18 protein-coding genes and 1 tRNA gene are annotated in these 22,172 nt (G+C 65.2%); 8 read left to right on the forward strand and 11 right to left on the reverse strand.

All coding sequences use genetic code 11. From position 1 onward, the window contains the following. Positions 1-67 precede the first annotated feature (67 nt). Together ligA and ABWP22_RS06450 are read left to right on the forward strand one after the other, a co-directional pair. Positions 68-2,146 carry an NAD-dependent DNA ligase LigA gene (gene ligA / locus ABWP22_RS06445; protein ID WP_353199134.1) on the forward strand — a complete coding sequence of 693 codons (2,079 nt, stop codon included), beginning with the start codon at positions 68-70 and terminating at the stop codon, positions 2,144-2,146. A 130-nt stretch (positions 2,147-2,276) separates the two neighbouring features. Beyond that, positions 2,277-2,435, forward strand: coding sequence for a hypothetical protein (locus ABWP22_RS06450; RefSeq protein ID WP_353199135.1), 159 nt, complete (start codon positions 2,277-2,279; stop codon positions 2,433-2,435). 27 nt (positions 2,436-2,462) lie between these two features. Here ABWP22_RS06450 and ABWP22_RS06455 read toward each other — a convergent pair whose 3' ends face one another. The 6 genes from ABWP22_RS06455 to ABWP22_RS06480 form a co-directional block, all read right to left on the reverse strand. Next, the gene (locus ABWP22_RS06455; RefSeq protein WP_353199136.1) at positions 2,463-3,365 is read right to left on the reverse strand and encodes a 50S ribosomal protein L11 methyltransferase; all 903 of its coding nucleotides are present in this window, start codon (positions 3,363-3,365) and stop codon (positions 2,463-2,465) included. Then, entirely contained in the window at positions 3,362-4,456 is a 1,095-nt protein-coding gene (locus ABWP22_RS06460; protein ID WP_353199137.1) for an ATP phosphoribosyltransferase regulatory subunit, read from the reverse strand. The genes ABWP22_RS06455 and ABWP22_RS06460 overlap by 4 nt, the downstream gene beginning before the upstream one ends. A gap of 272 nt (positions 4,457-4,728) precedes the next feature. Beyond that, the gene (serA, locus tag ABWP22_RS06465) at positions 4,729-6,309 is read right to left on the reverse strand and encodes a phosphoglycerate dehydrogenase (protein ID WP_353199138.1); all 1,581 of its coding nucleotides are present in this window, start codon (positions 6,307-6,309) and stop codon (positions 4,729-4,731) included. A gap of 124 nt (positions 6,310-6,433) precedes the next feature. Next, the gene (locus tag ABWP22_RS06470) at positions 6,434-7,558 is read right to left on the reverse strand and encodes a phosphoserine transaminase (protein WP_353199139.1); all 1,125 of its coding nucleotides are present in this window, start codon (positions 7,556-7,558) and stop codon (positions 6,434-6,436) included. Between the two features lie 208 nt (positions 7,559-7,766). After that, a complete protein-coding gene (gene bla, locus ABWP22_RS06475; RefSeq protein WP_353199140.1) occupies positions 7,767-8,630 on the reverse strand; it encodes a class A beta-lactamase in 864 nt (287 codons plus the stop codon). 1 nt (position 8,631) lies between these two features. Continuing rightward, positions 8,632-9,960, reverse strand: coding sequence for an APC family permease (locus ABWP22_RS06480; RefSeq protein ID WP_353199141.1), 1,329 nt, complete (start codon positions 9,958-9,960; stop codon positions 8,632-8,634). An 87-nt stretch (positions 9,961-10,047) separates the two neighbouring features. On the opposite strand from ABWP22_RS06480, the gene ABWP22_RS06485 reads away from it, so the two are divergent. Beyond that, positions 10,048-10,848, forward strand: a complete 801-nt coding sequence (locus ABWP22_RS06485) for an SDR family NAD(P)-dependent oxidoreductase (protein ID WP_353199142.1) — start codon at positions 10,048-10,050, stop codon at positions 10,846-10,848. Between the two features lie 68 nt (positions 10,849-10,916). Then, a complete protein-coding gene (locus tag ABWP22_RS06490; RefSeq protein WP_353199143.1) occupies positions 10,917-11,771 on the forward strand; it encodes an LOG family protein in 855 nt (284 codons plus the stop codon). A gap of 18 nt (positions 11,772-11,789) precedes the next feature. Here ABWP22_RS06490 and ABWP22_RS06495 read toward each other — a convergent pair whose 3' ends face one another. Together ABWP22_RS06495 and ABWP22_RS06500 are read right to left on the reverse strand one after the other, a co-directional pair. Further along, positions 11,790-12,920, reverse strand: a complete 1,131-nt coding sequence (locus tag ABWP22_RS06495; protein ID WP_353199144.1) for an NAD(P)-dependent alcohol dehydrogenase — start codon at positions 12,918-12,920, stop codon at positions 11,790-11,792. A 235-nt stretch (positions 12,921-13,155) separates the two neighbouring features. Continuing rightward, on the reverse strand, positions 13,156-13,773 hold the full coding sequence (locus tag ABWP22_RS06500) for a c-type cytochrome (protein WP_353199145.1): 618 nt from the start codon (positions 13,771-13,773) through the stop codon (positions 13,156-13,158). A 133-nt stretch (positions 13,774-13,906) separates the two neighbouring features. On the opposite strand from ABWP22_RS06500, the gene ABWP22_RS06505 reads away from it, so the two are divergent. Next, positions 13,907-14,803: a prephenate dehydratase gene (locus ABWP22_RS06505; RefSeq protein WP_353199146.1), complete on the forward strand. Its 897-nt coding sequence runs from the start codon at positions 13,907-13,909 to the stop codon at positions 14,801-14,803. 104 nt (positions 14,804-14,907) lie between these two features. Here the strand turns inward: ABWP22_RS06505 and rsmD are convergent, their stop codons facing one another. Together rsmD and ABWP22_RS06515 are read right to left on the reverse strand one after the other, a co-directional pair. Next, positions 14,908-15,444 carry a 16S rRNA (guanine(966)-N(2))-methyltransferase RsmD gene (gene rsmD, locus ABWP22_RS06510; RefSeq protein ID WP_353199147.1) on the reverse strand — a complete coding sequence of 179 codons (537 nt, stop codon included), beginning with the start codon at positions 15,442-15,444 and terminating at the stop codon, positions 14,908-14,910. Further along, complete coding sequence (locus ABWP22_RS06515) at positions 15,444-16,559, reverse strand: pseudouridine synthase (protein ID WP_353199148.1); 1,116 nt, start codon at positions 16,557-16,559, stop codon at positions 15,444-15,446. The genes rsmD and ABWP22_RS06515 overlap by 1 nt, the downstream gene beginning before the upstream one ends. 459 nt (positions 16,560-17,018) lie before the next feature. Between ABWP22_RS06515 and ABWP22_RS06520 the strand changes: the two genes are divergently transcribed. The 3 genes from ABWP22_RS06520 to ABWP22_RS06530 all read left to right on the forward strand — a co-directional run bounded on the left by ABWP22_RS06520 (position 17,019) and on the right by ABWP22_RS06530 (position 21,949). Then, positions 17,019-20,876: a TonB-dependent receptor domain-containing protein gene (locus ABWP22_RS06520; protein ID WP_353199149.1), complete on the forward strand. Its 3,858-nt coding sequence runs from the start codon at positions 17,019-17,021 to the stop codon at positions 20,874-20,876. 154 nt (positions 20,877-21,030) lie between these two features. Next, positions 21,031-21,115: transfer RNA gene (locus ABWP22_RS06525), tRNA-Leu, on the forward strand. A gap of 372 nt (positions 21,116-21,487) precedes the next feature. After that, positions 21,488-21,949: a hypothetical protein gene (locus ABWP22_RS06530; protein WP_353199150.1), complete on the forward strand. Its 462-nt coding sequence runs from the start codon at positions 21,488-21,490 to the stop codon at positions 21,947-21,949. A gap of 12 nt (positions 21,950-21,961) precedes the next feature. Here the strand turns inward: ABWP22_RS06530 and ABWP22_RS06535 are convergent. After that, positions 21,962-22,172: hypothetical protein (locus tag ABWP22_RS06535; RefSeq protein ID WP_353199151.1), on the reverse strand; the 211-nt coding region annotated here is incomplete at its 5' end.

Below are 22,172 nucleotides of genomic sequence, written 5' to 3' on the forward strand. Positions count from 1 at the left end.
TCTCCAAGGAGAGGGCGGCCGCAGGGCCGCCCTTTTTTTGGCTGCGCGCCACTGATACACGAATGGGATGACCGATCTGCCGCCCGAAGCCCTGACCGAAGCGCAAGCCGCCACCGAACTGGCGCGGCTGGCCGAGGAGATCGCCCGTCACAGCAGCGCCTATTATCAAGAGGATGCGCCGAAGATTTCCGATGCGGACTATGACGCGCTGGTGCAGCGCAACACCGCCATCGAAGCGGCGTTTCCCCATCTGCTCCGCGCCGATTCCCCCAGCCGCAAGGTCGGTGCCAAGGCGGCGTCCGGCTTTGCCAAGATCATCCATGCGAAGCCCATGCTGAGCCTGGACAATGTGTTCAGCGATGATGAGGCGCGCGAGTTCGTCGCCCGTGTTCGCCGCTTTCTGGAATTGCCGGAGGATGCAGACGTGCGGCTGCGCGCCGAGGCCAAGATTGACGGCCTGAGTTGCGCGCTGCGCTTTGAGGATGGCCGGCTGGTGCATGGCGCCACGCGCGGCGATGGCATGGTTGGCGAAGAGGTCACCAGGAATCTCGCTGCCGTGACCGGATTGGTGCACGAATTGGCGGGGTTAGTCCCCTCCGTCACCGAAATCCGCGGCGAGGTTTACATGACCAAGTCCGGCTTTGCGGCGCTCAATGCCCGCCAGGCCGAAGCGGGGGCCAAGATCTTCGCCAACCCGCGCAATGCCGCCGCCGGTTCGCTGCGCCAGCTCGATCCCGCCATCAGTGCCAGCCGCCCGCTGGCCTTCATCGTGCACGGCTGGGGCGAGATGAGCAGCCTGGCCGGCAGCACACAGACCGAGATGATGGCCGCCATCGCCGGGTGGGGCTTCGATACCGGCCGCCTGGCGTTGGGCGATGCGACGATTGATGAATGCCTGGCCTTCACCGTCGATCTGGAACGCCGCCGCGCCGATCTGCCGTTCGATATCGACGGCGTCGTCTACAAGGTCGAGCGGCTGGATTGGCAGGAACGGCTGGGCCAGGTGGCGCGGGCGCCGCGCTGGGCGGTGGCGCACAAATTCCCCGCCGAACAGGCTGAAACGTTGCTGGAGGCCATTGATATCCAGGTCGGTCGCACCGGCGCACTGACGCCGGTGGCGCGGCTGGCGCCGGTGACAGTGGGCGGGGTCGTTGTCACCAACGCCACGCTGCACAATGAAGACGAGATTGCCCGGCTGGATGTGCGCGTGGGGGACCGGGTGCGGGTGCAGCGGGCGGGGGATGTGATCCCGCAGGTGCTTGGCGTGGTGCCGGCTGATGGCCCGCGCGGGGCGCCGTTCGCGGTGCCCGATCATTGCCCGGTCTGCGGATCGACCGCGGTGCGCGAGGAGGATGGCGCGGTGCGGCGCTGCACCGGCGGCCTGACCTGCCCGGCGCAGCGCCACGAGCGGCTGCGCCACTTCGTCAGCCGCAGCGCCCTCGATATCGAGGGGCTGGGCACGGAGCGGCTGGAATTGTTCGCGGCCCAGGGCCTGATCGTGCAGCCCGGTGATATCTTCCGGTTGCGCGACAAGCGCGATGCGCTGCTGGCGCTGCCGGGTTTCAAGGAAAAGTCGGTCGACAAATTGCTGGCCGCGATCGATGAGCGCCGCGGCGTCAGCCTCGATCGCTTCCTGTTCGGCCTGGGCATCCGCCATGTCGGGGAAACGACCGCGCGTGATTTGGCACGGGCGTTCGGCAGCGCGCCGGCGGTGGCCGATGTGGCCAGGGGCGACAACGCGACCAATTTGTTCAGTGCGGTCAAGGGCATCGGCAGCGTCGTGGCCGAAGCCCTGATCGATTTCTTTGCCGAGCCGCACAATCAGGACACGCTGGCCGATTTGCTGGGGCAGGTGTCACCGACGCCGCTGCCGCCGATCCTGCAGACCGGCCTGTCGGGCAAGACCATCGTGTTCACCGGCGCGCTCGAGAAGTTCACCCGCGACGAGGCCGAAGCCGAAGCCGAGGCGCTGGGGGCGAAAGTTTCGGGAAGTGTGTCGGCCAAGACCAGCATCCTGGTGGCCGGGCCGGGTGCCGGATCGAAGCTGGCCAAGGCGCAGGCGTTGGGCGTGACCGTGCTGGATGAGGATGGCTGGCTGGCGTTGGTCGCAGAGATGGGCGTGGCGGAGCTGGGTACGACCGAATGAGCGTTCAGGCTGCATGCAGAAAATGCATGGCTGGGGTCAAGTCTGCTGCACTGCACAATCAAACTGAGTCGAACTAAATAGCCTCCTGTCAGCCGGAAATGGTTCCGGTGACAATCAGGAGCGTACCCCAATGAAGGTCATCCCGACTGAATTTGAACCGCAGGTGCGCGTTGTGACCACTGGCGAAGCCCAGGCCATCGACCGCCCCCTGCAATCCATGATCAAGCGTCGCCGCCGCGTGATGCTGAATGGGTTCACCACGGCCGTCCCGCTGTTCCACGCCGCCTGAGGCGCGTCGAACAGGGGCAACCTCATCTTAACGCAGCGTTTTCCTTGCCAACACCAGGCAGGGCCACTCGCTGGCCAAATCTATCGCACCGGCCGGGATCATCCCGTGCCGGCGATAGGCATTGGCGACGGCACGCTGTTGTGACCCCAGCAGTCCGGCCATCACCAGATGCCCGCCGGGCGCGATCACGGCCGATAGATCGCGCGCCAATGCGATCAGCGGCGCCGCCAATATATTGGCCAGCACCAGATCATAGGGCGCGCGCTTGCGCAGGATTGGCGCATGCACACCGGCTGCGACCGCAAGAGCGATGCGCCCAGCGCATGCACCTGCGACAAATTGGTTCTGCGCCAGATTCTCCGCCGCCACGTCGATGGCAATCGGATCATTGTCGCTGGCCACGACACGCGCGGCGCGATTGGCGCGCGCCGCTGCCATCGCCAGCACGCCGGTGCCGGTGCCGATATCGGCGATATTGGCGAATCGGCGCTGCTTGCCCAGCCGCACCAGCGCATGCAGGCAGCCGTGGGTGGTGGCGTGCTGGCCGGTGCCGAACGCCAGCCCGGCTTCGATCTGCAGCGGCCAATCGCCGGGGCGGATGGCGTCGCGATGATCGGCGGTGTGCACCAGGAAGCGCCCGGCGCGCACCGGCTCCAGCCCGCGCTGCGACATGGTCGTCCAGTCGGCCTCGGCCAGTTCCGCAACTGCAACCTCTTGTGCTGAAGGGAAAAACCCGCTGATCAACGCCACGGTCGCGTCATCGGGCGGTTCGTTGAAATAGGCGGTCATCAGCCAGTCATCAGGCTGCGATGGCTCCGGCTCCTCGACATTCAGGGTCGGTGCGTCATCGAGCAGATCGGCCAGGTCGGGCAGATGCGGCAGGCTTTCCGCATCGGCGCGGTTGCAGCGCAGGGTGAGAGTCCAGCTCATGCCGGCTGCACGGCGCCATTGGCCCAGACATGGCTGCACCGCATGGCCGCCGCGTCTTCATCGGCCAGTGCCGCCACGGTGATCCAGCCGTCCCTGCGCAGTTGCGCCGCCGCAGCGGCATCGGTGTTGACCGGCAGCAGCACACGGCGCGGCGCATCCTGGCCCAGGCCAAGATCGACCAGCCCATCGACATAGAGTGAAAAGCCCACCGCCGCTTCGCTGTGGCCGGCCGGGTGCGGCACCTGATAGGCGCCGCCGCGGCCCACCTCCGCCATCAGCCCGGCGCCGAACAGCGAGAAGCCGAGCCAGGTCTGATATTCAAAGCCGTGGCGTTCGGTGGGATCGAGCGTGACAGTGACGCCCTGCAGGCCAGACGCCAGCGCGGCGATGGCATCGAGCCGGTTCAGCACCGCATCGGGCAGATCGAGCTGCTTCAGCGCCGCAATGGCTTGGCGCACAGGCCCGGCGGCGGCAATCAGCGGCACATAGGCATCTGCGCCGGCAGACCGTAATGCGCCGATATCCTTGCCATCCAGCCAGGCCTGCACCTGCGCCAGCGTGGCACGGCCCAGCGGCCAGCCGGCGTCGGCCAGATCGGCCACCAGAGTCGGCATGGTGAGATCGACCGACAGGCCGGCAAGCCCGGTGGCGGCCAGCGCCTCGATGGCGACCGCCAGAATCTCCGCCACGGCCGCGCTGGCATCGCTGCCGATCAGTTCGGCGCCGGCCTGGGTGCGTTCGCGTTCGGGGCTGAGTTGATCGCCGCGCACGCGCAACACCGGCCCGGCATACATCAGTCGCAGCGGCCTTGCGGCGCTGGCGAGGCGGGTGACGGCGATGCGGCCGACCTGGCCGGTGATGTCGCTGCGCAGCGCCAGCGTATGTTGGGAAACCGGATCGGTGAAGCGCAGCCGTTCCCGGCCTTCACCGCTGGCCAGGCTCGATTCATACTCGGCCAAGGGTGGCGCGACGCGTTCATAGCCGTGCGCGGCACAGCAATCGGTGAGGGTGCGCACCAGGCTGGCAAGCGCCCGCGCCTGCGGCGGCAAGCGGTCCCGCAAGCCTTCGGGGAGGAGGCCAAAACTGGTCATGGGTAGCGGGTTAGCGGCTTGGGCAGGGGGCGGCAAGGGCTTGCCCCGGCAAAAGGCCGGGGGCGATGCTGATGATGTGCCTCCTCATTACAGGAGCAAGTCATGCTGGCGCAGGCCAGCATCCATGGTGGGGCGGGGGCCGGTTGCGCCTTGATCGGCCCCGGCGGCGCGGTGGATGCTGGCCTGCGCCAGCATGACTGGGATTTTATGAGATATTGCGTTTCCCGCTTCGATACTTCGGCTCCTCCCCTTGCAGGGGGAGGAGCCAAGGATCACACAAACGCAAGCCCGCTCGCCACCTTCACGCCGGGCAGGGCGCGGATCGTGGTGAGCAGCTCTGCCGGGATCGGGCTGTCCACCGACAGCAGCAGCACGGCCTCATTCCCCGTGTCGCGGCGGCCGAGGTGGAAGGTGCCGATATTGACGCCGGCGCTGCCCAGCGCCGAACCAAGCCGGCCGATGAAGCCCGGCTTGTCTTCATTGCAGATGTACAGCATCGGCCCGGCGAGGTCGGCTTCCACGGTGATGCCGAAGATCTCGGTCAGCCGCGGCTTGGTGTTGCCGAACAGGGTGCCGGCCACCGATCGCGGGCCGGCGGCGGTCTGGACCGTCACGCGCAGCAGCGTGTGGTAATCGGTTTCACGATCGTGGCGCACCTCGGCGATGTCGATTTCGCGCTCGCGCGCCAGGAAGGGCGCGTTGACCATGTTGACCGTGTCTGAGTGGGTGCGCATCAGCCCGGCGAGCACGGCGGCCGTGATCGGTTTGATGTTCAATTGCGCGGCAGCGCCTTCCACTTCGACGCGCACGGATTTGATGCCGTCGTGGTCAAGCTGCCCAACGAGGCTGCCCAGCCGTTCGGCCAGGGCCATGTAGGGCTTGAGGCGCGGGGCCTCTTCGGCCGACAGCGACGGCATGTTGAGCGCGTTGGTGACGCCGCCGGTGAGCAGGAAATCGCTCAGTTGCTCGGCGACCTGGATGGCGACATTGACCTGGGCTTCGTCCGTGCTGGCGCCAAGGTGCGGCGTGCAGACGAAGTTGGGTGTGCCGAACAGCGGCGAGGCCTTGGCGGGTTCTTCGGCAAACACGTCCAGCGCGGCGCCGGCGATGTGGCCGCTGTCGAGCAGTTCCTTCAACGCCACTTCGTCGATCAGGCCGCCACGGGCGCAGTTGACGATGCGGATGCCGGGTTTGGCCTTCAGCAGATTTTCACGGCTGAGGATATTGCGCGTGCTGTCGGTCAAGGGCGTGTGCAGGCTGATGAAATCGGCCTGGGCCAACAGTTCGTCGAGCGTCACCTTGGTCACGCCCATATGTTCGGCGCGTTCCGGGGTGAGGAAGGGATCAAAGGCAATCACCTTCATTTTCAGGCCGAGCGCGCGATCGGCAACGATGCTGCCGATGTTGCCGGCACCGATCAGACCGAGCGTCTTGGCGGTGACTTCCACGCCCATGAAGCGGTTCTTCTCCCACTTGCCGGCCTGGGTGGAGGCATCGGCTTCGGGCAGTTGCCGGGCGAGCGCGAAGATCAGTGCGATGGCATGTTCGGCAGTGGTGATGCTGTTGCCGAACGGCGTGTTCATCACCACGACGCCGCGCGCCGAGGCGGCGGGGATATCGACGTTGTCAACGCCGATGCCGGCGCGACCGACCACCTTCAGGTTGGTGGCGGCGGCCAGGATGTCCTTGGTCACCTTGGTGGAGGAGCGGATGGCGAGGCCATCATAGTTGCCGATGATCTTGATCAACTCGTCCTTGGACAGGCCGGTGATTTCATCGACCTCCAGGCCGCGTGCGCGGAAGATTTCGGCGGCCTTGGGGGACATTTGATCGGAAATGAGAACGCGTGGCATTGGATTATTCCTTCTCCCCTCCCGCTTGCGGGAGGGGCTGGGGGTGGGAATGGCACGAAGACGGGAAAGACGGCTCAGGTGGGCAGACCCACCCCCGACCCCTCCCGCAAGCGGGAGGGGAGAATCAGGCCGCCGTGACCTGCGCGTAGGCCCAGTCGAGCCAGCCGGTCAGCGCCAGCACGTCGGCGGTATCCACCGTGGCGCCGCACCAGATGCGCAGGCCGGGCGGGGCATCGCGATAGGCGCCGATGTCGTAGGCGGCCTTTTCCTTTTCGAGCAGCGACACGATGGCCTTCACCTTGTCTTCGGCAAGACCCGGCAGGACGAGACAGACCGAGGTGTTGGAGCGCGAGGCGGCGTTCTTGGCCAGATGTTCCACCCAAGGCGTCCGCCGCACCCAGGCATCAAGAGCCGCGGCATTGGCATCGGCGCGGGCCATCAGCGCGGTGAGGCCGCCGATGGACTGCGCCCATTCCAGCGCATCGATATAATCTTCCACCGCCAGCATCGATGGCGTGTTGATCGTCTCGCCGGCGAACACGCCTTCGGTCAATTTGCCTTTGGCGACGAGGCGGAAGATCTTCGGCAGCGGCCAGGCCGAGGTGTATGATTCCAGTCGCTCCACGGCGCGGGGCCCGAGGATCAACATGCCGTGGCCGCCTTCGCCGCCGAGCACTTTCTGCCAGCTGTAGGTGAGCACGTCGCACTTCGCCCAATCGACGGGCTGCGCAAACACAGCACTGGTGGCATCCGCGAAGGTCAGGCCTTCGCGGGCCTCGGGCACCCAATCATAATCGGGCACGCGCACGCCGGATGTGGTGCCGTTGGCGGTGAACAGCACATCATGGCCGAAATCGATCGCCGCCAGATCGGGCAGTTCGCCATAAGGCGCGGTGATGACGGTCGGGTTCAGTTTCAACTGCTTGACCGCATCGGTCACCCAGCCTTCACCAAAACTCTCCCAGGCCAGCGCGGTGACCGGCCGGGCGCCCAGCATGGTCCACATCGCCATTTCATAGGCGCCGGTGTCAGACGCCGGCACGATGGCGATGCGGTGGGTATCGGGCACACCCAGGATCTCACGGGTCAGCGTGATGGCGTGTTGCAGCCGCGCCTTGCCGAGCTTGGACCGGTGCGAGCGGCCGAGCGATTCGGTGGCGAGTTGTTGGGGTGTCCAGCCTGGCCGTTTGGCACATGGCCCGGACGAAAAATGGGGCCGCGCCGGAAGCGCGGTAGGCTTGTTCGTCATATTCTCTCCTCACAGAGAGCGCGCGCCGCGTTGGGACGGCGTGGCCCGTTGCCGGCGATAGGCACTTGGGCGCGGGGGTCAAGCGAATTCGCAGGTTGGGCTCTTGTGGTGAGGCCCACCCCCAGCCCCTCCCGCAAGCGGGAGGGGAGCAGAACGGCCGGGCACAAGCGGCTCCCTTCCCGCTTGCGGGAGGGGCTGGGGGTGGGTTTCAGCCCAGCGACTCGACGATCGCCCGGCCCAGCGGCACGAACTGGCGGTTGCGCTCTTCCAGTTCGGATTTCGCGGCAAACAGATAGGCGGCCAGCCAGATCGGCGCGCGGTTCGGCGGGGTGATGATCGAAACGATGTTGCGCGCATGCCAGGAACCAGCGCCGGTCTTGTTGGCCTCAACCCAGCCCGGCGGCAGCGCGGCGCGGATCATGGTGTCGGCGGTGCGGCTGGCGGCCATCCACGCCAGCAGTTGCGCGCGATTGGCGGCGTTCAGCGGCCCAGCAGTGAGCAAGCGGCGGCAGGTGGCGAGCATTGCGGCCGGTGTGGTAGTGTCGCGTGGGTCTCCGGGCACTTCGTTGTTCATCTCCGGCTCGTTGCGGTCGAGCCGCGTGATGCGATCCCCGATCGACCGCAGCCAGGCGGTCATCGCCGCCGGGCCGCCGACGCGTGCCAGCGCCAGATTGGCGGCGGGATTGTCGGACAGCACCACCATGGCCTCGGCCATTTCCAGCAGGCTTGCGCTGCCGCCGATGCGCGTCTGGCTGAACGGCGCGTTGTTCAGCATATCGGCGCGGGTGATGGCCAGGCGGTCGGCCATTGCCCACAGCCCGGTCTGCGCCCCGTGCAGCAGCCGCGCGGCGAGCAGCAATTTGAAGGTCGAGCACAGAGGGAAACGCTGGTCGGCGCGGTGCATGAAGCGCGCGCCGGTGGCGGTGTCGATCAGCGCGAGGCCGATCGGGCCGCCGGCGGCGCGCTCGATGCCGGGGATGGCGCGGCGCAAGGGGGCGAAGCGGTCCGCAGCCAGTGCGGGCGCAGCGAGCAGCGGCAGGCTGGAGACGAGCAGGCGGCGGGTGATCAGCATCCTAATCCTCAAGCGTGTTCAGCATCGGCGCATGGCCGGCGGCGCGGCGCACATGCCATGCACCCCATGCCAGCGCAAAGGTGCCACCGATCAATATCAGCGACGGCCGCCCGGTCTCGCTGTCGTTCCAGAAGCTCTGCACCGCCGCCAGGGTGAACAGCAGCGCCAGCAGCGGGATGATCGGGTGGGCCGGCGCCTTCCACAATGTCGCTTCGCCGCGCTGGCGGGCGATCAGCAGCGCGATGGCGACCAGCGCATAATCGGCGACATTGCCGCTGGTCAGGATCAGCAGCCAGCGTTCCCCCAGCCCGATGGTGGCGGCCGACGCCACGGTGATCAGCAAGGTCGCCCCCCACGGCGACTGCGTGCGCGGCGACACGCGCGCTGCCAGCCGGCCAAGGGCGCCGGGCAGCACACCATCACGGCCCATGGCATAGACCAGCCGGGCAAAGGCCATGATGGTGACGATCTGCGCGTTGAACACTGCGGCGATCACCCCGGCCGATACTGCCTGCGCCACCGCCGGGCTGGCCTGGGCATCCAGAAAGGCCGCGATCGGCGTTTCGGATTGGAACAGCGCCGGCGTGACCGCCAGCGCCGGCACCAGCAACAGCATCGGCAGCGAAATGGTCAGGGCGCAGATCGCGCCGGCCCGCGCGGTGAGCGGTCCCAGCGCCGCGCGGCCACCGCTGACCTCTTCGGCGAAATACAGCATGTAATTGGCACCGCCGCTCCAGAACAGGCCGCCGAGTGCGGCGATGCCGAACAGGCTCCAATCGATGTTTTCGGGCAGCAGCAACGGCAACAGCGGCACGGTTGGTGCGGTGGCGGCCACCCAGCTCAGGATGGCCAGCGCCAGCAGCTCCACGCCCAGGAACATGCCGGTCACCAGCGCCGAAGTGCGGATGTTGAGCATGGCAATGCCGGCGGCCAGCGCCAGGCTGATCAGCGCCACCGGAACGGTGGGCAATTCCGGCCCCAGCACCTTCAGATAGCCGGCCAGTCCCAGCGCGGTGTAGGCATTCAGGGGCAGGGCGGTCAGGATGGTCATGAACATATAGCCATGCGCCACCCCCGGCCCGATCAGCCGCGCCAGGCCGGGATAGATGCCGCCGGCCCCCGGTTGCCGCACGCCCAGCTCGGCATAGAGCAGCGCAAACAGCGCCGCGAGCAAGCCGCCGACCAGAAAGGCCAGGGCCGCCGTGGTGCCCGACAGGTGCAGCATGCCCGATCCGCCGACGAACACCGACAGCACCGGAGAGGCGGCAGACAGCACCAGCAGCAGGACGGCGCCTGGTGACAATGCGCGATCAAGCGATGCTTCGGCCAAACCCGCGCTCCTCCCTGGGTTGACGTCGCATTGGCGATGGCGTCTCGTCAATGCGCGATTGCCGGAGATCGCGTCGGGAGTGAAAGCATGATCGACTGGACGGGCCAACAGGTGCTGATCACCGGTGCGGCCAGTGGCATCGGGCGGGCGCTGGCCATTGCCCTGGCGGCGCGCGGCGCGCGCGTGACCGGGGCCGATATCAATGCGGCCGGCGTCGCCGAAACCGCAGCCCTGTGCGGCGGGGAGGCGTTCACCATCGATCTGGCCGATGGCGCGGCCGGCGCACAAGCGGTGGAACGGCTGGTCGCGCGCCATGGCCGGCTGGATGCCGTGTTCGCCAATGCCGGGATCGGTTATTCCCGGCGGCTGTTGAAGGCCGATCTGGATGATCCGGGCCTGGCGCGGCTGTGGGAAATCAACATGCTGGGGCCCACCAGGCTGGCGCAGGCGCTGGTTGCGGCAGCGGAGGCCGGCGGCTGGCGCGCGCGGCTGGTGATCACCGGATCGGAAAACAGTCTGTCGCTGCCGCCGTCGATCCAGAATTTCGGCAATGGGCTGTATGCGGCGTCAAAACATGGCGTGCTGATTCTGGCCGAATGGCTGGCAACCGAATGCCGCAACGCTCGCAAGCCGATGGACGTGCACATGTTGCTGCCCGGCGGCGTCTATACCGGGCTCACGGCCCCGGGGCTGGGGCCTGACCCGGCGAACTGGCCGGCCGCCATGGGCATCATCCAGCCGGAACGCGCGGCGGAACTGTGCCTGGCTGGGCTGGATCTGGGCCTGTTCTATATTCCCACCCACCGGCATCTGATCGACGACATGGCCGCCCGCCAGCAGGGGGTGGCGGCGGCTACCGCGGCGCTGGGCTTGCAACAAAGCGCGTGACAAGCCGGCGCAGCGCGCCTAACGCCGCCCGCCGTTCTTCCGTCGCGTAACAGTTGAGAAGGCCACCCATGACGACAGCGCCGCAGATCCCGCCCAGCATCTTCCCCAGCGCCGAAGCCGACGCCCGTCGCGGCAACACCCCCACCGCGGTGCCGCAAACCGAACATCCCGCCTATCGGCTGGCGTTCCAGGATGATGAATTCCTGCTGCGCGCCGACCTGCGGCCGGTGCGGTTTCAACTGGAATTGCTGAAAACCGAACTGCTGCTGGCCGAAGCCGGCATCGATTCCACCTTCGTCTTCTATGGCTCGGCGCGCATTCCGTCGCCTGCGGAAGCGCCGGCGCTGCTGGCGGCGGCGACCACGCCCGAACAACAGGCCGTGGCGCAGCGGCTGGCCGACAAGGCCAGATATTATGACGTGGCGCGCGATCTGGCGCGGCTGGTGTCGAGCGACTGCAAGGATGGGGAGCGCTGCTTCACCGTATGCTCCGGCGGCGGGCCATCGATCATGGAAGCCGCCAACCGCGGCGCCTGGGAAGAGGGTGCGCCGTCCCTGGGCCTGAACATCGTGTTGCCGCACGAACAGGTGCCCAACCCCTATGTGACGCCCGGCCTGTCGGTGCAGTTCCATTATTTCGCGCTGAGGAAGATGCATTTTCTGATGCGCGCCAAGGCGGTAGCGGTGTTCCCCGGCGGCTTCGGCACGTTCGACGAACTGTTCGAACTGCTCACCCTGGTGCAGACCGGCAAGGTCGCGCCGCTGCCGATCCTGCTCTATGGCCGCGATTTCTGGAGCCGGGTGGTGAATTTCGAGGCGCTGGCCGAAGAAGGGGTGATCGCGCCGGATGACCTCAAGCTGTTCCACTTCGTCGAAACGGCGGAAGCAGGCTGGGCCATCGTGAAGGCGCATTACGGGCTGTAAGGCCCCCCGGCCGGTGCCTCATGCCGTCTTGCGGTTGACCACATCCCCGCGCGTCGGCGCGTCCAGCCGCTCGCGGGTCTGCCCGGTGCCTTCTCGCTCCGCCTTGAGTGACGCCATGTCGATGACATGCCGAAACCGCACGTCCCTAGCCTTGATGCGGGCGAACGCATCGTTGATCCTGGCAATTTTGATCATCTGGATCTCTGGCCTGATGCCGTGTTCGGCGCACAGATCCAGTACCGCTTGCGTGTCGGATATGCCGCCGATCAGGGAACCCGCAACGCTGATCCGGTTGAACACCAGCGGCCCCGGATTGAAGGCGGCGAACGCCATCATGTTGCCGACCACAACCAGGGTCGATCCCGGCTTCATGAGGCCGAGATAATCGCCAAGATCATGCGGATAGGGAATGGTGTCGATCATCATGTCGAGCGACAGTGCCGCGGCCGCGACGGCTGCGGCGTCATCCATCACCACCACATCATGCGCGCCCAGCGCCGTGATGGCTTCAGCCTTGTCCGCCGACGTGGTGAACGCGACCACGGTGGCGCCCAGCGCCCTGCCGATCTGAATGGCCATGTGACCGAGCCCGCCGATTCCGGCGACGCCAAGTGTCTGGCCCGGCTTGAGGCCGAAATATTTCATCGGCGAATAGGTTGTCACCCCGGCACACAGGATCGGCGCGGCCTGCGCCGGTTCGATCACGCGAGGGATGCGCAGCACGAACTCCTCACGCACGGTGATGCTGTCGCTGTAACCGCCATAACTGTTGCTGCCGTCGGGCAGCTTCGGGCCGTTGTAGGTGAAGGTGGCGCTCATCGGCCCGGAACAATATTGCTCCTCTCCGGCGATGCAGGCCGCGCACACGCGGCAACTGTTGACCATGCAGCCGACACCGACCGTATCGCCGACTGCGAATGTCGAAACGCCTTCGCCAAGGGCCGAGACCGTGCCGACGATCTCGTGCCCCGGAACGCAGGGCCAGATGGTGTTGCCCCAATCACCGGTGCATTGGTGGATATCGGAATGGCAGACCCCGCAGAATGCGATGTCGATCTCGATCTCCCCGGCCCGCAGCGGCTCGCGATCGAACATCACCGGTTGAAGCATTTGATCTGCGCCGAGGGCGCCATAGCCGATGACGGTCATGGGGGTCTTTCTGCTGTTCTGGTTGACAGCAGGAGAACGCAGCGGGGCGGGTTTGGATGCCTGAGGACCAAAACAGGTGCAGAAATCCCGCCAGTAAGCCTGTTCACAAGGCTGGAATCGACCGGCGCAGAGCCTGCGATCCGGCTGGCAGGCACCCCATCGTCCTTGATCAGCGCCTATGAAAAAGGGGCGGCGGTCTCAACAGGCCACCGCCCCTGAATTCCAGGTGAGATGCTTATTTGGCGGCCGGGTCAGCCGCCGGTGCCGCTTCTGCTTCGGCTGCTTCCGCAGCCGGCGCAGCGTCTTCCGCCGGGGCGGCTGGCAGTGGCAGCGGGCTGGCGCTTTGCGTGTTCAGCCAGGCGATGACGGCGGCGCGGTCTTCGGGCTTGCTGATGCCGGCGAAGCTCATCTTGTTGCCGGCGGCATAGGCCTTCGGGCTTTTCAGCCAGCCCCACAGAGATTCGAAATCCCAGTTCTTGCCCTTCATGCCGCCCAGCGCGTCGGAATAGTTGAAGCCGGGGTGGCTGGCGATGCCGCGGCCGACGACGCCGTGCAAAGCGGGGCCGGTGCCGTTGCCGCCGCCGGCCGCCGCATTGTGGCAGGCACTGCATTTCTTGAACACCGCTTCGCCCTTGGCGACATCGGCAGACGCCAGATAGAAAGCGGCGGGCTTTTCGGCCTCGACGGCAGCGCCGCCATCGGCCGGGGCTTCTTCCACGCCGGCCACTTCATAACCGGGCTTTTCTGGCAGGTGGCGGGTAAACATCATGTCGCTGGCGATCGATACGCCCAGCAAGGCGACCAGGCCGGCGAGCAAGCCGCCAAAAATCTTGTTCCACTCGAAACTGTCCACGACGCGGCTCCACGGGTTTGGGCCGGCGACGAGCATGAGCCCAAAGCGGCCCCGGATGGCGCACCGATTAGGAGGTTGCACCGCCGCCCGCAAGCATTTGCTTGTTGCAGCGCACTATCATATCGAACGGCCCATGAGCAGCAGCTACCCTCCCTTGGCGCAAGCGCTAGTCGATACGATGGTCAGCGCTGCCGACGGCGCACCGGATCGCGCCGTCGCCTTCCAGGGCGCTCCGGGCGCCTACAGCCATCAGGCGGTGCGCGAAGCGTTCCCCGATGGCCTGCCACTGCCGTGCGCCGGATTCGAAGATGCCATCGAGGCCGTACAGATCGGCCGCGCCGGCTGCGCGGTGATTCCCATCGAAAACAGCCTGCATGGCCGCGTTGCTGACATGCATTTCCTGCTGCCGGAATCGGGCCTGTCCATCGTTGGCGAACATTTCGTGCGGGTGCGGCACTGCCTGCTGGGACTGACCGAAAGGGCTGACCTGCGCGAAGTGAAGAGCCATCCCCAGGCGCTGGGCCAGGTCCGCCGGCATTTGCGCGCGTGCGGAATCGCACCGGTGCAGTTTTTCGACACAGCGGCAGCGGCCGCCGCCGTGGCAGGGGAGGGCGATGCCCGTGTTGGCGCCATCGCCTCGCGGCTGGCCGGTGAGCTTTATGGGTTGAACATCCTGGCCGAAGGCATCGAAGACGCCGATCACAACACGACCCGGTTTGTGGTGTTGTCGCGCAATGCCGTGTTGCCGGCCGCCGACGTGCCGGTGATGACCAGCTTCAATTTCGAAGTGCGCAGTGTGCCCGCCGCGCTTTTCAAGGCGCTGGGCGGCTTTGCCACCAATGGCGTCAACATGACCAAGCTGGAATCCTACCTGCGCGATGGCAAGTTTGCACAGGCGGAATTTTATGCCGAGGTCGAGGGCGGTCCCCACGATCCGGCGGTGGCGCGGGCGCTGGAAGAACTGGCGTTCTTCACCAATTGGGTGCGGGTGATCGGAACCTATCCGAAGGCGCGGGATCGGGCGGCTTGATCCTCTCCGTGCAGGACAGGGGGACCCGCCGCAGGCGAGCGGGATGGTGTCACCTTTGACCGCGCGAGCACGCCCTTCCTTCCTCTCCCGCGAGGGGAAAGGGGTCAGTCGGGCGCCCGCAGCAGCCGGACCCGTGCCTTGCCGAAGCGGCGGTCGACCAGCACCTCCCAGTCCAGCGCCAGTTCTTCCTTTGCGGATGTCTCCACGCTGATCAGCGCGGCGGGCGCGATCCAGCCTTTGGCATGCAGATGCGCCAGCACCGGGTCGGCGAACCCGGATTCATAGGGCGGATCGAGAAACACGACATGATGGGCGCGCACGGAAGTGCCCAGGCTGGAAACGGGGGATTGGCGCACATCGCCCGGATAATTCATGCCGGCCAGATTGGCCTTGATGGCCCGCACGGCCGCTGCATCATTGTCGATGAAGCAGGCGCGACCCGCGCCGCGCGACAGCGCCTCCAGCCCCAGCGCGCCGGTGCCGGCAAACACATCGAGCACGTCCAGTCCTTCGAAGCTGCCGAGCCGGCTGGTGAGCATCGAGAAGATTGCCTCGCGGGCGCGGTCGCTGGTTGGGCGGGTGGCCTGCCCAGGCGGCGCGATGATGGCGCGACCCCGCCAACGGCCAGAAATGATGCGCATTATTTCTTCGCGGGTTTGAGTGGTTTCAATAGCGCCATCAGCGCCTGCACGTCTGACTGCGGGATTTCGTCGGCACCGCGTGGCGGCAGATCATCCAGGCCGATCGGGCCATAGGCCACGCGTATCAACCGGTTGACCTGCAAACCGATATGTTCGAGCACGCGGCGCACTTCGCGGTTCTTGCCTTCGCGGATGGTGACGATCAGCCAGAGATTGTGGCCGGTCTTGCGCTCGATATCGGCCAGCACCGGGCCATAATGCATGCCATCGATGGTGGCCCCGTCGGCCAGGCTTTCCAGCGCGGCCTGGGTGACTTCGCCAAAGGCGCGTACGCGGTAGACGCGCGGGATGTTGGAGGATGGCAGTTCCAGCGCCCGCTTCAACTCGCCATCGGTGGTGAGCAGCAGCAAGCCTTCAGTGTTCATGTCCAACCGGCCCACCGGCACGACGCGCGGCAGATCGGGCGGCAGGATATCCATGATGGTCGGGCGGCCGGCGGGATCGCGCGCCGCCGTGAGGAAGCCGGCTGGCTTGTGGAAGCGATAGAGGCGGGTGGGCGCGATCCCGGCCACCGCCTGGCCATCCACCGTCACGCCGCGCAGCGAGGTGATGTTGAGCGCCGGCGAGGTGAGCTTGGCACCGTCGATCTCGATGCGGCCTTCGGCAATCATCCGCTCGATATCGCGGCGCGAGGCGACACCGGCGCGGGCGAGCGCCTTGGCGATGCGCTGCGGCGCGACTTCGGTAAGGCGTTCGGGCGGCGGCGCGCGTTTGACACGCGGCGCGGCGGCGTCTGCCGGCCCGGGCTTGCCGGCACGGCTGGGGCGTGCGCCGGCGCGCGGCGGGCGCGCATCACCATCGGTGCGCGGACCGCGCGATTGACGCGGATCACCATCGGTGCGTGGACCGCGTGGCGGGCGGTCATCTCGCGCGGTGCGTGGCGGGCGCTTGTCACCGTCGGCGCGCGGACCTCGTGGCGGGCGCGAGCCGCGCTCGCTTGGCGGCGCGCGATCATCGAAATCGATGAAGCGATTGCTTTGCGGTGGCCGACCGCGCGGAGCCCCCGGCGCGTTGGGACGCGCCATATCCGGACGTGCCGCGTTGGGACGCGCCATATCGGGACGTGCCGCGTTGGGACGCGCCATATCCAGACGTGCCGCGTTGGGACGCGCCGTATCCGGACGCGCCGCGCCGGTGCGGGTGCCAGAGGCCTGGTCGGATCGCGAACCGGATCGCGAACCTGAGCGGGGATCGGCGCGGGGATCGGAGCGGGGGTCGGAGCGGGGGTCGACTGGGCGGCGGGGGCCGCCGTTGCCGTTTCGGGGGGGGCGCATTGGAAAGCCTTGCCGGCTGGCCATGGTGAAGTCCAGCCAAAAGCGCAGGTCAACCACCTGCACTGTATGGTGTTTCTATGACAGATATCAGACAGTTTGTCGCAATGTGCGTTACATTTCTGCAACAGCGCCGTCGATTCTGGCGGCAATCGAGCGGCGGCGCCCGCAGGCCGTTGTGATGAGCCGCGCCAAACTTTAGGTCCGCGCTCTCGATATGTCTTCGAGGGGGGGGGATTCCTGATGAAAATTGTACGCCTTTTGGGCGCGACCGCGCTTGCGTCCGCGACTCTTGCCGCGCCGTTGATCGCGCAGACTGCTGCTCCTGCTGCTCCTGCGGCTTCCAAGCCTGCCGCCACGGCGGCTGCGCCGGCTGACGAAGCTGAAAGCTCGATCATCGTCACCGGGTCGCGCATTCCACGCCCGGAATATCAGGGCACGCTGCCGGGTGTGCAGGTCAATGCCGAACAGATTTTGGCGCGTGGCTTCATCAACGCGCTGGAAGCGATCAACGACATTCCGTTGATCGGCCCTGGTGCCAGCCCACTCAACGGCAACAACGGTGGCCAGGCGGCCAGCCTTGGCGCTGCCTTCATCGACATTCTTGATCTTGGCACCCAGCGTACGCTGACCCTCGTTAATGGCCGTCGCTATGTTTCGGGCAATTCGGCTTCCCTGTTCGTCGATGCCAACGCCTCTGGCAGCCAGGTTGATGTCAACACCATCCCGTCCTCGCTGATCAAGCGGGTGGACGTGGTGACCGTGGGCGGTGCCGCGGCTTATGGCTCGGACGCCATTGCCGGTGTGGTGAACTTCGTGCTGCGGGACGATTTCGAAGGCCTGGAAATGCGCGCCCTTGGCGGCATTTCCGGCGAGCGCGACGCGAACCAGTATCAGGTGAACGTGACCGCCGGCAGGAACTTTGCCGATGGCCGCATCAACGTCACGTTTGCCGCCGAATATTCGCGCAGCGACGGTTTGCAGGCCGACAGCCGCTGGTTCCAACGTGATCGGTACAACTCGCTCACCAACTTTGCCAACGGGACCAAGCGCAACACCGCCTTTTCGACGACTGCGCCGTCAATCATTGACATCACCAACCTGAACAACGGCGCTTTTCTGCGCAACAGTGACGACGGCATCCCGGCGTCGGGCTTGTTGGCGGGATCGGTGAACCAGTCGATCAGCTACAACGGCACCGTGCTGTTGCCGCGCGTCTCCACGTTCCCAACCCCTTATGTCGTGTCGCCGGCAACCCGCCCGTCGGCCAACAGCTCGGCGGCCCGGTATATCCAGCTGCAGAACGGTCTCTCACTGGTCAACAACGTGGTGGCCGCCGGTTTGCCCAATGCTCTCAACCAGACGTTCTTCAATACCGGTCTTCAGGTCATCAACGGGCTGCCCGGTGTGACGGATTCGCTTGGCAACTTGTCCGGCAACGGTCTGAATGGCCGCACGACGCCGATCGCCAACCTGCCGTTCACGACCTTCGCGCCGACAACCTTGCCTGCCGGCGTGACCGCTGCGCAGGTGTTCACGCAGTTTGGCGTCACCCCACCGGCAGGCGCGACGGCTGCGCAGTTGACGGCGATCGCTGTCAACGTGCTGCAAGCCAGCCGTCCAACCCAACGCGAGTTCTTTGCCCAGAACCCGAACGTGCCGCTCAACTATTTTCTGGGTACCTTCAACCCGAACATGCCGCGCATCGCCAACACCGACACCACATTGGTGACGGTGGCCGGTGTGCAGGTGCCGGTGAACCAGGTTCTGCCGTTCGTTGCGGTGCCGCTGGAATTCAACGCCGATGGCACGCTGCGCAATTATAACGCCGGCACGATTGCACGGGGTGGCCAGGGCGCGATCGGCGGCCTTGCCGGTGGCGACGGTGGCAACTTGCGTGGCCTGGAAAACGGCGTGCTGCGCACGCAGCAGGACCGTTTCATCGGCAACCTGATCGCCAAATGGGATCTGACCGACAACATCACGCTGTTCACCGAAAATCTCTATGCCCGCGTCAGGAACGTGTCGCTGCGCAACGGCGCTTCGGCCAATTCCGTTTCGACGTCGGATGAAAACGCGGCCTTGCTGCTCAACGTCAACAACCCGTTCCTGACGGCCCAGAATCTGCAGGCACTGGATGCGGTGGGCATCAACGCGGCCAACCGCGGCGGGTATTTCACCTTGACCCGCACGAACCAGGATCTTTTTGGTGACAACTCGTTCACCAACACGTCCGACACCTATCGTCTGGTCGGCGGCGTGCGGGCGAAGTGGGAGATGTTCGGCCACGCCTGGTCGTCGGAGTTCTCGGCCACCTACGGCAATTCGAAGCAGGTCACCAATACGACCAGCATCAAGGATATCGAGTATCAGCTGGCGATCGATTCCGCGCGGGACAACACCAACACGATCCGTTGCCGTGCCCAGTTGTTCCCCGCTGATTATCTCGGCCGCACGCCCAACGGTACGGTGACCAACCTGTCGCGTCTGCCGGGTGCTGACGGTGTGCCGACCGACCAACTGATCACACCGACCATCACGCAAGCGATGATCGATGGGTGCCAGCCGCTCAATCCCTTCGGCTACAACAACATGTCCAAGGCCGCCAAGGACTATGTCCGCGCCGAAGTGCAGTTCACCAACATCTCCAAGCAGACCTTCCTGCAAGGCAGCGTCACCGGTGCCTTCTTCAACCTGCCGGCCGGTGAACTCGCGCTGTCGGGCACGGCGGAGTATCGCAAGGAGGAACTGGATTTCTCGTCCAATTCCATCAACCAGCAGGGCCGCACCCGTTCCGCGCCGTCGGCGCAGACGCAGGGCTCGGTCGAGGTGCTCGAATTCGGTGGTGAAGCCCGGATCCCGATCTTGGGGCAGGATTTCCTCGGCGCCTTGGGCGAACTGGAAGTGTCGCCGTCGATCCGCATCTCGGAGCAGAACGGCAAGGCGCCGTCGTTCCGCACCTTGCAGGGTGCCCTATTGACGCAAAGCGCCAATGGCACGCCGCAGACGATCTGGTCGATCGCCGGCACATGGCGGCCGTTCCGGGATATCCCGGTCGTCCAGGATCTGCTGCTGCGCGGCAACATCACCCGCTCCATCCGTCAGCCGGGCATCGTCGAACTGTTCCTTGGCGGTCAGCCGTCGTTCTCGGTGACGACCGACGTTTGCGGCCCAGCGGCGATCGACACGGGCTCGCAGCGTGTGAACCGCCGCAGCAATTGCCGCCAGGCGCTGATCGGTGCTGGTCTGGCCGCCGACAACGCGGCTGCCGACGCCTTCTTCGCCGCCTTCCAGCCGAACAACGTGTCGATCCCCGGGACATTCTCGGGTGCCTCGACCTTGCGGCCCGAACGGGGTCGGTCTTGGACGGTGGGCGCGGTGTTCACGCCGCGCTTCATCCCGGATCTGCAGGTTTCGGTTGATTACATCAGCCTGGACCTGCGCGACACCATCGCGCCGACCACGCCGAGCCAGGCGGTGCAGTTGTGCTATGACAGCAACACCTATAACAACACGTCGGCGGCGACGGGCGTCAATACCTGCAGCTTCTTCAGCCGCGGCAGCGACTTCCAGATCCAGCCAGGCTTTGTTTCCGGGTATATCAACCTGGCGGCGACGAAGATCCGGGCGTTCAATATATCGGCAAACTACAAGCTTGATCTTCCGTGGAAGCTGGGCGGCCTGGCGCTCTATGCCAACGCTTACAACCTGCGGAACTTTGACACCTCGGCGCTGGGCAACTTCACCGACATCATCAGCTCGGCCGGCACGTTCAGCCGTCCGAAGTGGGAAGTGCAGAGCCGCGCCCGTTACACCACAGGCGATGTCTTCGCCCAGGTGGTGTGGAACTGGCGCGCGCCGACGCGGATCTTCGCCAGCGGCCTGCCGGCAACAATCGAGCAATGGGCCGACACCCGCTTTCCGTCGACCAGCGTCTTTGACCTGGCGATTGGTGGGGACATCAACAAGAATATCCGCGTCCAGTTCAACGTCGCCAACCTGACGAACAAGTATTTTGCTGGTCAGAATGGTTTGGTCCAAGGCGCTTTCGTCGACCAGATCGGTCGCCGCTTCCAGGCGTCCGTGACGTCGAAGTTCTGAGCTGCAGCCACAGCGCAGACATGAAAAGGCCGCCCTTCGGGGCGGCCTTTATCATATGCGCGCCAGGCTGCTGGCAGCCGCCTCGGCCGAATGATAGCCATCATGAAGACGGGCATTGAACTATCGGCGGCCTTGCGCTAACCCCCGCTCGCCTGCCCCTGTGGTGAAATTGGTAGACGCGTCCGACTCAAAATCGGATGGAGAAATCCGTGCTGGTTCGATTCCGGCCAGGGGCACCATTTTTTCAAGCTAAAATACTGAAATTGCGGGGGAATAGACTTCCTCTGCTTTCTTGTATCCACCCAATTATCCACCTTTTGCGGCGTGATGGGGGCTATTCGTTGCCCGCAGCATTAGCCAGCAGCCGGAATATGATCAGCAATGGTTGGGCGATGTCGTTACCGCCCTTGGTTTCCAGTTCGCTTGCAGCGGCTGGAGGGCCAACATGGGTGTGTCGCAAGAAAAAGCGATGACTGGCCTTGCATGGCCCAGCCGCCGATTGATTCCTAAGCCTGATTGGATAATCCTTGCAGCATCGCCGGGTAATCTCTGATGCCCCGGCTGAGGGGTGTTGCGCAAACGGGATCATAAACGGCTTAGGGGGATGTAAAATGTCTGTCGGATTGATGACTAAACACCGTTTGCTTTTTCCGGCTCTCTTGTCCGTCTTTGTTACAGGATGTGCACAGACGGTAAGCATGTTCCCAACGGCAGGGCCGCTAAAGAATCAGACGCCGCTTCCCGTGCTGCAAGCAAAGGCAGATAACATCACATCAAACAGTGGAAAGTTCAGTGTGACTTATCCGAATGGAGATAAGTGTGTAGGCCGTTGGTCGTCTGTTGCGCCGCAAATGACAAGTGTCAGCTGGGGGTCTTTATTTTCTCAGTATGGAGCAATATCAGGCGTTGCCACGTCGGTGTCAAACTTGCCTGGGATTAATCGCGGTGAAGCTGTCGCGGTGTGTGGCAGTGGAAATCAATTGACGGTCGAGTTTTATACCGGCAGCGGAACGGCAAATGGTCTTGGAGTTGCCAAAGACGAGCAGGGCAATATTTTTAAACTGATATTCTGATTCGGTTTAAGGTCACAGCTTCACGTCGATCGGGCTGATGTAGAGCACATTGCGCTTTTCATCGTAGTCCCTGCGCGTCTCAGCGTCGTCCACGTCGATTATCATCCGAACAACAATAATCGGCCCGCGGTTAGCGTCGCAGGCTTTTGCCTCCAATGCCGCTAGCCGCTGACGTGCACCCCTGAATTGGCGCCATTTTTGGGTAGAGTCCGTTTCTTGAGGA

This window comes from Sandarakinorhabdus sp., from assembly GCF_040398665.1.
Taxonomy (GTDB): Bacteria; Pseudomonadota; Alphaproteobacteria; order Sphingomonadales; family Sphingomonadaceae; genus Sandarakinorhabdus.